Below are 13,602 nucleotides of genomic sequence, written 5' to 3'. Positions count from 1 at the left end.
GTCAGGCGCCGATGACCTCGGTCTGCGGCAGCAGTTCGGCGAGGAACTGACCGGTGTAGCTGTCGGCGTGCTCGGCGACCTGCTCCGGTGTGCCCGTCACGAGAACCTGACCGCCTCCAGCGCCGCCCTCGGGGCCCAGATCGATGATCCAGTCGGCGGCCCGGATGACGTCCAGGTTGTGCTCGATGACGATGACGGTGTTGCCCTTGTCCACGAGGCCTCCCAGCACAACGAGCAGCTTGCGCACGTCCTCGAAGTGCAGCCCTGTCGTCGGCTCATCGAGAACGTAGATGCTGCGGCCCATCGACCGCTTTTGCAATTCGGTCGCGAGCTTGACGCGCTGCGCTTCCCCGCCCGAGAGGGTCGTCGCGCTCTGGCCGAGTCTCACGTAGCCGAGGCCTACATCGACAAGGGTCTTGAGGTAGCGGTGGATGGCCGAGATGGGTTCGAAGAACTCCGCGGCCTCCTCGATGGGCATGTCGAGCACTTCCGAGATGTTCTTGCCCTTGTAGTGCACGGTGAGTGTGTCCCGGTTGTAGCGGGCTCCGTGGCAGACCTCGCACGCGACGTAGACGTCGGGCAGAAAGTTCATCTCGATCTTGATGGTGCCGTCGCCCGCGCAGTTCTCGCAACGGCCGCCCTTGACATTGAAGCTGAAGCGTCCGGGGAGGTAACCGCGCGACTTCGCCTCGAGCGTCTCGGCGAACAAGGAGCGGATGCGGTCGAACACTCCCGTGTACGTGGCGGGGTTCGAGCGCGGAGTGCGGCCGATCGGCGCCTGGTCCACGTGAACGACCTTGTCGAGGTGCTCGAGCCCGTGCACGCGCGAGTGCCTCCCGGGCACCTGCCTCGCCCCGTTGAGACGGTTCGCGAGCACTTTGTAGAGGATGTCGTTCACGAGGGAGGACTTGCCCGAGCCGCTGACGCCCGTGACGGCGACGAATACGCCCAAGGGGAACTCCACGGTCACGTTCTGCAGGTTGTTGGCGCGGGCGCCCTCCACCGTGAGGATGCGCCCGCGGTCGATCGGCCGCCGCGTTACGCGCTCGATGACCTGCCGCCGACCCGCGAGGTAGTCTCCTGTGATCGATTCCGGGTTCGCGAGCAACCCCGCGTACGAGCCGGAGTGCACGACGCGCCCGCCGTGCTCACCCGCTCCTGGCCCGATGTCGACGATCCAGTCGGCGGTGCGGATGGTGTCCTCATCGTGCTCGACGACGATGAGCGTGTTGCCGAGGTTCTTGAGCTTCACGAGCGTGTCGATGAGTCGCCGGTTGTCGCGCTGGTGCAACCCGATGCTTGGTTCGTCGAGCACGTAGAGCACCCCCGTGAGTCCGCTGCCGATCTGCGTCGCGAGCCGGATGCGCTGCGCCTCGCCGCCGGACAGGCTGCCGGCGGCACGGGCCATCGTCAGGTAGCCGAGACCGACCTCCAGCAGGAATTCGAGGCGTGCGCGGATCTCCCGTAGCACCGCGGCGGCGATCGACGCCTCGCGCTCGGTCAGGCTGATCGCATTCACGAACGTGTAGGCGTCCTGCAGGCTCAGCTCGGCGACCTCGGCGATGCTGCGGTCATCGACGAGAACGGCAAGCACTTCGGGCTTGAGGCGCGCGCCGTCGCACTCGGGGCAGGGCACCTCGCGCAGGTACTCGGCGAAGCGCTGCTGCGACCAATCGCTCTCGGCCTCGCGGTACTTGCGCTCGATGTACGGGATGACGCCTTCGAACCCCGTCGTGTAGGTGACATCGCGGCCGTAGCGGTTGCGCCACTTGACCCGCACATCGAAGTCGTTGCCATGCAGAACCGCCTGCTGGGTGCTCTCCTCGAGGTCGCCCCAGGGGGTGTCGAGGGAGAAGCCGAGGTCGTTCGCGAGACCGCCCAGAAGCTTCTGGAAGTAGCTGTAGAGGCCTTTGCCCTGCTGGTTCCAGGGCAGGATGACGCCGTCGTTGAGGGTGAGGCTCGGGTCGCCGATGAGGAGGTCGACATCGACGGCCTGTCGAGTACCGAGGCCGGAGCACACCGGGCAGGCGCCGAAGGGTGCGTTGAACGAGAACGTGCGCGGCTCGATCTCGGTCAAGCGCAGAGGGTGGCGGTTGGGGCAGCTGAGCTTCTCGCTGAAGGTGCGCCTCGCGTTGTCGCCCTCCTCGTCGACGAAATCGATGACCACGAGCCCGTCGGTCAGGCGCAGCGCCGTCTCCAGCGAATCGGTGAGCCGTGTGAGGATGTCGTCCTTGGCGACGAGGCGATCCACGACGACCGCGATATCGTGCTTGACCTGCTTCTTGAGCGTCGGCGGATCACTGAGCTGGATGATCTCGCCGTCGACGATCGCACGTGAATACCCACCGGCCGCAAGCTCCTGGAAGAGGTCGACGAACTCGCCCTTCTTCTGGCTGACGATGGGAGCGAGCACCTGGTAGCGTCGCCCGCTCTCGAGAGTCATGAGCTCATCGGCGATCTGCTGCACGGTCTGCCGCTGGATGCGCTCTCCGCACTCGGGACAGTGCGGGATACCGACGCGCGCCCACAGGAGACGCATGTAGTCGTAGATCTCGGTGATCGTGCCCACCGTCGACCGCGGATTGCGGTTGGTCGACTTCTGGTCGATCGACACGGCGGGGCTCAGTCCTTCGATGAAGTCGACGTCGGGTCGATCGACCTGGCCGAGGAACTGACGCGCGTACGCGGAGAGCGACTCGACGTAGCGCCTCTGCCCCTCGGCGAAGATGGTGTCGAAGGCGAGAGAACTCTTGCCGGAGCCGGAGAGGCCGGTGAAGACGACGAGCGAATCACGCGGGATCACGAGGTCGACATCGCGCAGGTTGTGCACGCGCGCTCCGCGCACGCTCAGGTGGGGGACGGATTCGTCAGGAGTAGCCGGCACTCTCGTCATTGTAGGCGCGGGCCCCGACAACGAGCCGTGCGCGTCGAGCGGACGGCCAGGGTTCAGCGCACGTGCCCGACCTCGATCATCTGCCTTAGCTCCTTCTTGAGGTCCTGCACCTCGTCGCGAAGGCGGGCGGCAAGCTCGAACTTGAGCTCGTCCGCGGCGGTGAGCATCTGGGCGTTGAGGTCGGCGATGATCGACTCGAGCTCGGCGGCACCCGACGCAGCGCGCCCCTCGCGCCTCGCGACCGGCGTCGGAGCGCGCTTGCCCTCGCCGCGACCGGAGAGCAGCGCCTCGGTATCGGCGCCCTCGCGCACGAGCTGATCAGTGATGTCGGCGATGCGCTTGCGCAGCGGTGTCGGATCGATGCCCATCTCGGTGTTGTAGGCGATCTGCCGATCGCGACGGCGCGTGGTCTCGTCGATGGCCTGCGCCATGGAGGGCGTCACGGTGTCGGCGTACATGTGCACCTGACCGCTCACGTTGCGGGCCGCGCGCCCGATGGTTTGGATGAGCGAGGTCGCCGACCGCAGGAAGCCCTCCTTGTCGGCGTCGAGGATCGCCACGAGCGAGACCTCCGGAAGGTCGAGGCCCTCGCGCAGCAGATTGATGCCGACCAGCACGTCGTACACTCCCTGCCGCAGCTCGCGCAGAAGCTCGACGCGCCGCAGGGTGTCGACGTCGGAGTGCAGGTAGCGCACGCGCACTCCCGCGTCGGTGAGGAACTCGGTGAGCTCCTCCGCCATCTTCTTCGTCAGGGTCGTCACAAGCACACGCTCGTCCCGCTCAGTGCGCTGGCGAATCTGCTCCAGCAAGTCGTCGATCTGGCCCTTGCTGGGTTTGACCACGATCTCGGGATCGACGAGCCCCGTGGGGCGAATGATTTGCTCGACGACCGAGTCGGTGATGCCCAGCTCGTACTTGCCAGGGGTGGCAGACAGATACACCTTCTGGCCGGTGCGGGCGAGAAACTCCTCCCAGCGCAGGGGCCGGTTGTCCATAGCGCTCGGCAGGCGGAACCCGTGCTCGACGAGCGTGCGCTTGCGGGACGCGTCCCCCTCGAACATGGCGCCGATCTGCGGAACGGTGACGTGGCTCTCGTCAATCACGACGAGGAAGTCGTCGGGGAAGTAGTCGAGGAGGCAATTGGGAGGCTCGCCCGCCGCTCGACCATCGATGTGGCGGGAGTAGTTCTCGATGCCGCTGCAGAACCCGATCTGCTCCATCATTTCGAGGTCGAACGTCGTGCGCATCCGCAGCCGCTGCGCCTCGAGCAGGTTGCCCTGACGCTCGAGCTCGGCGAGGCGCTCCTCCAGCTCGGTCCGGATCGTGCCGACGGCGCGCTCCATGGTGGCCGGCGAGGCCGCGTAGTGGGTGGCGGGAAAGACCGACACGGCGTCGAGGGAGCGCACGACGTCGCCGGTGAGGGGGTGCAGGGCGTAGAGCGCCTCGATCTCGTCACCGAACATCTCGATGCGGATCGCGAGCTCCTCGTACATGGGGATGATCTCGATCGTGTCCCCGCGCACGCGGAACTTTCCGCGGGAGAAGTCCACGTCGTTGCGCTGATACTGCATGCCGACGAAACGACGGATGAGGTCCTCGCGCGCGATGGACTCCCCCACCTGCAGCGCGACCATGGCGTCGAGGTACTCCTCGGCAGCGCCGAGGCCGTAGATGCAGGAGACGGTGGATACGACGACGACGTCGCGTCTGCTCAAGAGCGAGTTGGTTGTCGAGTGCCGCAGCCGCTCCACCTCGGCGTTGATCGAGCTGTCCTTCTCGATGAAGGTGTCCGTCTGCGGCACGTAGGCCTCTGGTTGGTAGTAGTCGTAGTACGACACGAAGTACTCGACCGCGTTGTGGGGCAGGAGCTCGCGGAACTCCGTCGCCAACTGGGCTGCCAGTGTCTTGTTGTGCGCCATGACGAGCGTCGGACGCTGCACCTGTTCGATGAGCCACGCTGTCGTCGCCGACTTTCCCGTGCCGGTGGCGCCCAGCAGCACGACATCGGTCTCGCCCGCGTTGATGCGGGCCGCGAGCTCGGCGATCGCCTGGGGCTGATCGCCGCTAGGTTGGTAGTCGCTGACGACCTCGAAGGGGCGCACAGATCGGGTCGGCTGCATGCCGTCAGCCTATTCGGCACCCCCGACACTTGTCCGAGAGCGGAGCTCGCTCCACAGTGCGTCCGCCTGAGCGATCGTCTGCTCCAGGGTGCCGGAGGAGTCGAGCACCCTATCGGCGAGAGCCAGGCGCTCGTCGTCCGGCTGCTGCGCCGCAACGCGCTCGCGAGCCTCCTGCTCCGCCATACCGCGGTGCTCGATGAGCCGTCGCACCCGTGTCTCCGTGGGAGCGTGCACGACCACGACGATCCCGAATTCATCGCGCGCGCGCGCCTCCTCCAGCAGAGGCACGTCGTACACAATCGGCGACGTCGGACGGGTCGCGCGGGTGCGGCTGACAGCTTCGCGATACAGCCGCCTCACCTCCGGATGAACGATCGCATTGAGGGCGGAGCGCTCCGACGCATCGGCGAAGATCCGGCGGCCGAGCGCCGCTCGGTCGAGCGCACCGCTCTCGTCCACGATCTGCGCGCCGAATCGCTCGACGATGGCCGCGAGACCGGCGGAGCCGGGAGCGACGGCCTCGCGGGCGAGAGCGTCCGCGTCGATGACCACAGCGCCCAACTCGCGCCAGCGGCCCGCGACGGTGCTCTTCCCCGCGGCGATTCCTCCGGTCAGAGCGATGACGTCCACAGCGACCACACTAACGGCGTGCGATGAGGTCGAGCGGATATCATGGCGCCAGCGGAGCGGAGGAGGCTGGCATGCTCGAGATTCTGACCGGAACCGGTCTGGCCGTCGCCGCGGGCCTCAACGCCTACGTTCCCCTGCTGATCCTCGGTCTCGCCGGACGTTTCGTCGACGTCGTCGAGCTTCCCGCGGCATGGGCGTGGCTCGCCAACGACTGGGTGCTCATCATCATCGGTGGCCTTCTGGTGATCGAGATCATCGCCGACAAGATTCCCGCTGTCGACTCGATCAACGACTGGCTGCAGACGCTCGTCCGCCCCGCTGCTGGCGGCATCGTCTTCGGTACGGGCAGCGCATCGCAGACGGCGGCGGTGAGCGACCCGGCGGCCTTCTTCGAGAGCGATCAGTGGGTGCCCATCGTTGCGGGCATCGTGATCGCCCTCCTCGTCCACGGCGGCAAGATGCTCGCTCGGCCAGCGGCGAACACCCTCACCGCCGGTGCAGCGGCCCCCGTCCTGTCGACCGGTGAGGACATCGGTGCGGTGGTGCTGAGTCTGCTCGCCCTCATCGTTCCCGTGCTCGTGATCGTCGCGATCCTTGGGCTCGTGGTCGCTGTCCTGCTCGCCTTCCGTCGCGCAGGTCGACGACGGCACTCGGTCGAGCCACTCCCCTCACCGCAGTAGCCCGAGCGGTGCAGGCCGACGATCGTACGGCCCGACTGTCGCGGCCGGTCGCGACCCATGGCTCCGGGAGAGCCAGAACGGGCCGCCCCCGGAAGGAGAGCGGCCCGTTCAGACCGGCTCACGCGATGCGCGTGCCGGCGGGTGGATCAGGTCACACGTTGCCGGAGAGCTTCTCGCGTAGAGCGGCGAGCGACTCGTCGTCGGCGAGGGTACCCGCACCGGAGGCGTCAGAGCTGAAACCGGCGCCACCCGCGGCGGGGGCATCCAGGTTCTCGTCCTCGACGAGCGCGGTCGCGACCTGCTTCTTGTGCTGCTCCCAGCGTGCCTGCGCGGCAGCGTAGTCCTGCTCCCACTTGGCGCGCTGCTCGTCGAAGCCGTCCCGCCACTCGCCCGTCTCCGGGTCGAAGCCGTCCGGGTACTTGTAGTTGCCGGCCTCGTCGTACTCCGTCGGCATGCCGTAGACCGCGGGGTCGAACTCGGTTCCCTCGGGGTCAACGCCCTCGTTCGCCTGCTTGAGGCTGAGCGAGATGCGGCGACGCTCGAGGTCGATGTCGATGACCTTGACGAAGACCTCGTCGCCGACCGAGACGATCTGCTCGGCGAGCTCGACGTGCTTGGCCGAGAGCTCCGAGATGTGCACGAGGCCCTCGATGCCGTCCGCGACGCGCACGAACGCGCCGAACGGTACGAGTTTCGTGACCTTGCCCGGCGCGACCTGGCCGATGGCGTGGGTGCGCGCGAAGACCTGCCACGGGTCCTCCTGCGTGGCCTTGAGCGAGAGCGACACGCGCTCGCGCTCGAGGTCGACCTCGAGAATCTCGACGGTGACCTCCTGGCCCACCTCGACGACCTCGCTCGCGTGCTCGATGTGCTTCCAGCTGAGCTCGGAGACGTGCACGAGACCATCGACGCCACCGAGGTCCACGAACGCGCCGAAGTTCACGATCGACGACACGACGCCCTTGCGCACCTGACCCTTGGCGAGGTTGTTGAGGAAGGTCGACCGGGTCTCGGACTGCGTCTGCTCGAGGAGGGCGCGACGCGAGAGCACCACGTTGTTGCGGTTCTTGTCGAGCTCGAGGATCTTCGCCTCGATCTCCTGGCCGAGGTAGGGCGTGAGGTCGCGCACCCGGCGCAGCTCGATGAGCGACGCGGGCAGGAAGCCGCGCAGGCCAATGTCGACGATGAGGCCGCCCTTGACGACCTCGATCACGGTGCCGGTCACGACCCCGTCGTCGTCCTTGATTTTCTCGACGTCGCCCCAGGCGCGCTCGTACTGCGCACGCTTCTTGGAGAGGATGAGGCGCCCTTCCTTGTCCTCCTTCTGCAGGACGAGGGCTTCGACCATGTCGCCGACGGCGACGACCTCGGTGGGGTCGACGTCGTGCTTGATCGAGAGTTCGCGAGAGGGGATGACGCCCTCTGTCTTGTAGCCGACGTCGAGGAGGACCTCATCGCGGTCGATCTTGACGACGGTTCCCTCGATGAGGTCTCCGTCGTTGAAGAACTTGAGGGTCTTCTCGACCGCGGCCAGGAAGTCTTCTGCAGAGCCGATGTCGTTGATGGCGATCTGCTCGGGTGCCTTGGTCGTTACGGTGGTCATATAGGTGAGTGCTCCGATGCGGACATGATTCGGGCCCGGGCCGACGCGGTTCTGGGGTGTCGTCCGGGCATGCGGACAGGATGATCGTCAGAGAGACGACTCTCCAGCCTATCCTGCCGGGTGTGCGGGCGGCAAACGGCCTGGTCTACAGGAGCGCGCCGCGGAGAGTGTCGAGCCCGACGCCGCCGAGGTCGAGCGCGCGCTTGTGGAACGCCGTGGTGGAGAACGCGGCGCCTTCCCGCGCGCGGACGGCCTCGCGCAACTGCTCCCAGATGCGCTGGCCGACCTTGTACGACGGCGCCTGCCCGGGCCATCCCAGGTAGCGGTGCACCTCGAAGTCGACGAAGCCTTCGTTCATGTTCACGTTCGCGTGCAGGAACGCGAAGGCGTCCTCGCTCGTCCAGACCCCCCCTGTCTGCGGGTGGATCTTGCCGAGGTGCACACCGATGTCGAGCACGATCCGAGCGGCGCGCATGCGCTGCCCGTCGAGCATGCCGAGGCGGTCCGCGGGGTCGTCGAGGTACCCGAGCTCCTCCATGAGCCGCTCCGCGTACAGGGCCCACCCCTCCGCGTGGCCGCTCGTGCCGGCCAGAAGGCGGCGCCACGAGTTGAGCTGACCGCGGTTGTAGACGGCCTGGCCGATCTGCAGATGATGACCGGGGACGCCCTCGTGGTAGACCGTCGTCGTCTCGCGCCACGTGTCGAAGTCATCCACCCCCTCAGGGATGCTCCACCACATGCGGCCCGGTCGCGAGAAGTCGTCCGTCGGCCCCGTGTAGTAGATCGCGCCGCCGGGAGTCGGCGCGATCATGCACTCGAGGCGCTTGACGGGATCGGGGATGTCGAAGTGGGTGCGCGAGAGCTCCTCGACGGCGGTGTCGCTGAGCTCCTGCATCCAGGCGCGCAGCGCGTCCCGCCCGTGGAGCTTGCGCGCCGGATCGCTCTCGAGGTGCGCGATGGCCTCCTCGACGCTCGCGCCGGGCAGGATGAGGTCAGCCGTGCGCGACTGCTCCTCGACCATGCGTGCGAGCTCCTCGACTCCCCACTCGTAGGTCTCGTCGAGGTCGATCGTGGCGCCCAGGAAGCGGCGTGAGTGCAGCGCGTAGAGCTCGCGACCGACGGCATCGGTCTCGGTCGCCGCGGGGGCGAGCTCGGTCTCGAGCATGTCGGCGAAGCGCCCGTACGCGGCGGCGGCGCTCTCAGCCCCTCGATTGAGCGCCGCGCGAAGCGTCTCGGGCAGGCCGCCCTCCGGGGAGGCCGACTCGGCGAACTCGGCGAAGAAGCCGCCGGGAGCCGCGTGACGGCGCGCCTGCTCGAGGACGCGCTGCACCTGACGGAGGGCGGGCGTACGGCCGGAGTGGATGCCCCGGCGCAGGGTCTCGGCGTAGCCCTCGAGTGCGACTTCGACGTTGCCGAGCTTGACCGCGATGGTCTCCCAGTCCGCCACCGAGCCGGTCGGGAGGAGGTCAAAGATCTCGCGCACACCCTGAGCCGGAGAGGCGATGACGTTAAGGTCGCGCTCGTGCCAGCCGGCGTCGTGCAGCTCCACTGCCAGGGTCAGTTCGCTTGACAGGTCGGCGATCGTGACGCGGTCGACATCGTCGACGGGCTCGGTGGCCCTGAGTTCCGCGATGACCCGGCGGGCGGCGGCCGCGAACTGCTCCGTACCGTCGGGCGAGTAGTCGGCAAAGCGCTCGACCGGACCCGGCACGCCCGCGTACACGGCGACGTCGGGGTCGAGCTCGGCGAGGGTGGAGACCCAGCCTTCGGCGATGGCGTCGACGGGGGTGGGAGTGCGGACTGGAGCGGCGTCGTGCATGGCGCTCACTCTAGTGCGCGGCCTCGTCCCACTCCGCCCCCACCCCCACCTGCACGTCGAGCGGCACGGCGAGGTCCGCGGCGCCGGCCATGCGGTCGCGCACGATGCTCTCGACCTCCTCCCGCTCGCCCGGTGCGAGCTCGAGCACGAGCTCGTCGTGCACCTGCAGAAGCAGGCGGGAGCGGAGGGAGCGCTCGTGCAGGTCGTTCGCGACGCCGATCATCGCGATCTTCATGATGTCGGCGGCGGAACCTTGGATGGGGGCGTTGAGCGCGGCGCGCTCGGCGTTCTCCCGCAGCACGCGATTGGGGCTCGCGAGGTCGGGGAAGGGTCGGCGCCGACCGAAGATCGTCTCGGTGTACCCATCGACCTTGGCCTGCTCGACGACGCTGCGCAGGTAGTCGCGCACGGCGCCGAACCGCGCGAAGTAGTCGCTCATGAGCTGCTTCGCCTCGGCCGAGGGGATGCGCAGCTGCTTGCTGAGCCCGAAGGCGCTGAGCCCGTAGGCAAGCCCGTAGCTCATCGCCTTGACCTTCGTGCGCATGGCCGGCGTCACCTCGGCAGGGTCGACGGAGAAGATGCGGGCGCCCACGAAGCGGTGCAGGTCCTCCCCCGAGTGGAACGCCTCGATGAGCCCCTCATCGCCGGAGAGGTGCGCCATGATGCGCATCTCGATCTGCGAGTAGTCGGCGGTGAGCAGACCTTCGTAGCCGTCGCCCGCCACGAAGGCGGCCCGGATACGGTGCCCGACCTCCGTGCGCACCGGGATGTTCTGCAGATTGGGATCGGTCGACGAGATACGCCCGGTCGTCGTACCCGTCTGCTCGTAGGTCGTGCGAATGCGGCCGTCGGCGTGCACGGACGCCACGAGCGTCTCGATGATCTGGCGCAGCTTGGTGGCGTCACGATGCTGCAGCAGCAGCCCGAGGAAGGGGTGGGGATGCGCTTCCTGCAGATCAGCCAGGGCGGCCGCGTCCGTCGTGTACCCGGTCTTGGTCGCGCGGGTCTTGGGCATGCCGAGCTCCTCGAAGAGCACCTCCTGCAGCTGCTTCGGCGACCCGAGGTTGACCTCGTGCCCGATCTCGGCGAACGCGTTCCGCGCGAGCTCGGCCGCCGCGTCGCCCAGCTCGGTGCTGAGTGCTTCGAGCGCGGAGCGATCGACGGCGACGCCCGCGCGCTGCATGGCGGCGAGAACGGGAGCGGTCGGCAGGTCGAGATCGCGCAGCACGGCAGCGCTGCTCGCGACGAGCGTGTCGCGCTGCGCGGAGACCAGCCGGTGCAGGTACCAGGCAGCGGTCGCGGGCGAGAGAGCGCTGGTCTCGGGCACGAGCTGGTTCGGATCCGCCTCCGGCAGGGTGTCGCCGAGCACTCCCTGCACGAGGTCGGCGAGGGCGTAGGACTTCGCACCGGGTCTTTCGATCCACGCGGCGAGCTTCGCATCCCAGTCGACCCCGTCGAGGCGGATGCCGAGCGTGCTGAGGACGGAGTGCGCTGTCTTCGCGTCGGCGAGCACCTTGGGCTGGTCGCTCGAGAGCCACTCCTCGAGCGCCGCGTAGTCGGGGCGGTGCGCGGCCCAGTTGACCTGCACGCTCTCCGTCGCGGTCGCGAGCCCGATCGCGGCGAGCTCGCCGAGCGGAGCATCCACGATGACCGCGATGTCGCCACCCGCGTCGCTCGCGGTGCGCAACCATGCCGCGAGCTCTTCGTCGACGAGAGTGCGCACCGCTGGCGTGTCAGCGCGCGGCGCGGGGGGCGCATCGTCAATGACCGCGCCCTCGCTCGCCGCGATCTTGAGCACGCGCTCGGTGAGGGTGCGAAACTGCAGGCGCTCGAAGACCGACTTGACGGCCGGCACGTCGATCGGGCGCCGTTCCAAGTCGCGAGGCCCGACGGGCAGCTCGACGTCGGTGACGAGACGGTTCAGGCGGCGGTTGCGCTCGGCACGCTCGCGCTGCTCGCGCAGATTGTTGCCGACCACTCCCCCGATCTCGTCGATGTGCTCCCACAGCCCGGTGAGCGAGCCATACTGCGTGATCCATTTCACGGCGGTCTTCTCGCCGACCTTGTCGATGCCGGGAAGGTTGTCGCTGGTCTCTCCCACGAGCGCGGCGATCTCCGGGTACTGCTCTGGGGCGATGCCGTAGCGCTCGCGCACCGCATCGGGGTCGTACCGCTTGAGCTCCGACACCCCGCGCGCGTTCGGGTAGAGGAGCGTCACGTCGTCGGTGACGAGCTGGATGGTGTCCCGGTCGCCCGACACGACGAGCACGTGGAAGCCTTCGGCAGCGCCGCGCGTGGCGAGCGTCGCGAGAATGTCGTCGGCCTCGTAGTCCTCCTTGGTGATCGTCGTCACGCTCATCGCGGCGAGGGCCTCCTGCAGCAGAGGCACCTGGCCGACGAACTCCGGCGGAGTCTCCCCGCGCGTTCCCTTGTACTCCGGGTACTCGCGCGTGCGGAAGGAGTACCGCGAGATGTCGAACGCGACGGCCACGTGCGTCGGCTTCTCCTTCGCCAGGAGCCCGAGGAACATCGAGATGAAGCCGTGGATCGCGTTGGTGTGCTGACCGTCCCGGGTGACGAAGCTGTCGATCGGCAGCGCGTAGAACGCCCGGAAGGCGAGCGAGTGGCCGTCGACGATGAGGAGCGTAGGCTTTTCGGAGTCCGTCACGCGGTCAGCCTAGCGAGGCGCACCGACCGCCGCCTCGAGAGGAAGCCGATGCCCCGACTGCCCGAAGACCTTGACCCTGAGCTCGTGGAGCGCCTCGTCGCCACCGGCGGTGGCGCCCTCGCGCAGAAGATGGAGATCGACTTCGTCGAGCTGTCGGCCGAACGCTCCGTCGCCCGGATGCCCGTCACGGGCAACACGCAGGTGATCGGTCTGCTGCACGGGGGCGCGCACGTCGTGCTCGGCGAAAGCCTCGGCTCCATATCCTCGGCGATCCACGCCGGGCCCGGACGCTACGCGGTCGGCATCGAGATCAATGCCACGCACAGCCGGTCCATCACCGAGGGAATGGTCACGGGCACCTGCACGGCACTCGTGCTGGGGCGCACACTGTGCACGCACGAGATCGTCATGACCGACGACGACGGTCGACGGCTGTCGACCGTGCGCATGACGAACCTGCTCCGCGACCGCTAGGGTCCCGGCAGCCCCGGCGCTGGCGCGATCAGTCGTCCGTCGGCTCGGCGGCGGCCTTCTTGGCCGGCGCGTCCTTCTTCGGGGCGAGCTGCTCGATGACGGCCTGCGCGACGGCCTGCATCGTCGTGCGGCGATCCATCGACGCCTTCTGGATCCAGCGGAAGGCCTCCGGCTCACTCAGGCCCATGCGCTCGTTGAGCAGCCCCTTCGCACGATCGACGAGCTTGCGCGTCTCGAAGCGCTCGACGAGGTCCGCGACCTCGCTCTCCAGCGTGATGATCTGCTGGTAGCGGCTCAGCGCGATCTCGATCGCCGGCAGCAGGTCGTTCGGGGTGAAGGGCTTCACCACGTAGGCGAGAGCCCCCGCCTCGCTCGCCTGCTCGACGAGCTCCTTCTGGCTGAACGCCGTCAGCAGCACCACGGGAGCGATGTGGTTCTCGCTGAGGCGCTTGGCAGCCTCGATGCCGTCGAGCTGAGGCATCCTGATGTCCATGATGACGAGATCGGGGCGAAGCTCGGTCGCGAGCGCGACGGCGGTCTCGCCGTCGCCCGCCTCGCCGACCACGTCGAAACCGTTGTCGCGCAGGATCTCCACGATGTCCATGCGGATGAGGGATTCGTCCTCGGCGACGACGACGCGCCGGGGTGCTGACGTGCTCTGCTCCTGATCACTCACGCGCACGAGCCTACGGTATCGTCGTCATGCCGCGCACGA

The 13,602-nt window shown here is 68.0% G+C and carries 9 protein-coding genes; 2 read left to right on the top strand and 7 right to left on the bottom strand.

Annotation, left to right across the window (positions count from 1 at the left end; genetic code table 11):
* Position 1: 1 nt before the first annotated feature.
* The 3 genes from uvrA to coaE are packed head-to-tail and all read right to left on the bottom strand — an operon-like array spanning position 2 to position 5,643.
* On the bottom strand, positions 2–2,893 hold the full coding sequence (gene uvrA / locus RJQ01_RS08970) for an excinuclease ABC subunit UvrA (protein ID WP_502885253.1): 2,892 nt from the start codon (positions 2,891–2,893) through the stop codon (positions 2–4).
* Positions 2,894–2,946: 53 nt separating this feature from the next.
* Positions 2,947–5,013, bottom strand: a complete 2,067-nt coding sequence (gene uvrB, locus RJQ01_RS08965) for an excinuclease ABC subunit UvrB (RefSeq protein ID WP_350476380.1) — start codon at positions 5,011–5,013, stop codon at positions 2,947–2,949.
* Positions 5,014–5,022: 9 nt separating this feature from the next.
* Entirely contained in the window at positions 5,023–5,643 is a 621-nt protein-coding gene (coaE, locus tag RJQ01_RS08960) for a dephospho-CoA kinase (protein ID WP_350476379.1), read from the bottom strand.
* 71 nt (positions 5,644–5,714) lie between these two features.
* Between coaE and RJQ01_RS08955 the strand changes: the two genes are divergently transcribed.
* Positions 5,715–6,323, top strand: a complete 609-nt coding sequence (locus RJQ01_RS08955; RefSeq protein WP_350476378.1) for a DUF4126 domain-containing protein — start codon at positions 5,715–5,717, stop codon at positions 6,321–6,323.
* Between the two features lie 151 nt (positions 6,324–6,474).
* On the opposite strand, the gene rpsA is transcribed toward RJQ01_RS08955, so the two are convergent.
* The 3 genes from rpsA to polA all read right to left on the bottom strand — a co-directional run bounded on the left by rpsA (position 6,475) and on the right by polA (position 12,413).
* Complete coding sequence (gene rpsA / locus RJQ01_RS08950) at positions 6,475–7,926, bottom strand: 30S ribosomal protein S1 (protein WP_350476377.1); 1,452 nt, start codon at positions 7,924–7,926, stop codon at positions 6,475–6,477.
* Between the two features lie 145 nt (positions 7,927–8,071).
* Positions 8,072–9,745: a DUF885 domain-containing protein gene (locus tag RJQ01_RS08945; RefSeq protein WP_350476376.1), complete on the bottom strand. Its 1,674-nt coding sequence runs from the start codon at positions 9,743–9,745 to the stop codon at positions 8,072–8,074.
* A 10-nt stretch (positions 9,746–9,755) separates the two neighbouring features.
* Positions 9,756–12,413 (bottom strand): DNA polymerase I, encoded by a 2,658-nt coding sequence (polA, locus tag RJQ01_RS08940; protein ID WP_350476375.1) that lies wholly within the window; start codon positions 12,411–12,413, stop codon positions 9,756–9,758.
* A 48-nt stretch (positions 12,414–12,461) separates the two neighbouring features.
* On the opposite strand from polA, the gene RJQ01_RS08935 reads away from it, so the two are divergent.
* On the top strand, positions 12,462–12,887 hold the full coding sequence (locus tag RJQ01_RS08935) for a hotdog fold thioesterase (RefSeq protein ID WP_350476374.1): 426 nt from the start codon (positions 12,462–12,464) through the stop codon (positions 12,885–12,887).
* Positions 12,888–12,915: 28 nt separating this feature from the next.
* Here the strand turns inward: RJQ01_RS08935 and RJQ01_RS08930 are convergent, their stop codons facing one another.
* Entirely contained in the window at positions 12,916–13,563 is a 648-nt protein-coding gene (locus RJQ01_RS08930; RefSeq protein WP_350476373.1) for an ANTAR domain-containing response regulator, read from the bottom strand.
* Positions 13,564–13,602: the final 39 nt, after the last annotated feature.

The sequence above is a fragment of the Microcella sp. genome (assembly GCF_040286215.1).
Lineage (GTDB): Bacteria > Actinomycetota > Actinomycetes > Actinomycetales > Microbacteriaceae > Microcella.
Note: the sequence above shows the minus strand (reverse complement) of the source record. Positions and strands in the feature narration are given on the sequence as shown.

Bases quoted from the DNA above. Each gene is read 5' to 3' on its own strand.
- RJQ01_RS08935 (WP_350476374.1), top strand. From the start codon at position 12,462: ATGCCCCGACTGCCCGAAGACCTTGACCCTGAGCTCGTGGAGCGCCTC.
- RJQ01_RS08955 (WP_350476378.1), top strand. From the start codon at position 5,715: ATGCTCGAGATTCTGACCGGAACCGGTCTGGCCGTCGCCGCGGGCCTC.
- RJQ01_RS08945 (WP_350476376.1), bottom strand. From the start codon at position 9,745: ATGCACGACGCCGCTCCAGTCCGCACTCCCACCCCCGTCGACGCCATC.
- uvrA (WP_502885253.1), bottom strand. From the start codon at position 2,893: ATGACGAGAGTGCCGGCTACTCCTGACGAATCCGTCCCCCACCTGAGC.
- uvrB (WP_350476380.1), bottom strand. From the start codon at position 5,013: ATGCAGCCGACCCGATCTGTGCGCCCCTTCGAGGTCGTCAGCGACTAC.
- rpsA (WP_350476377.1), bottom strand. From the start codon at position 7,926: ATGACCACCGTAACGACCAAGGCACCCGAGCAGATCGCCATCAACGAC.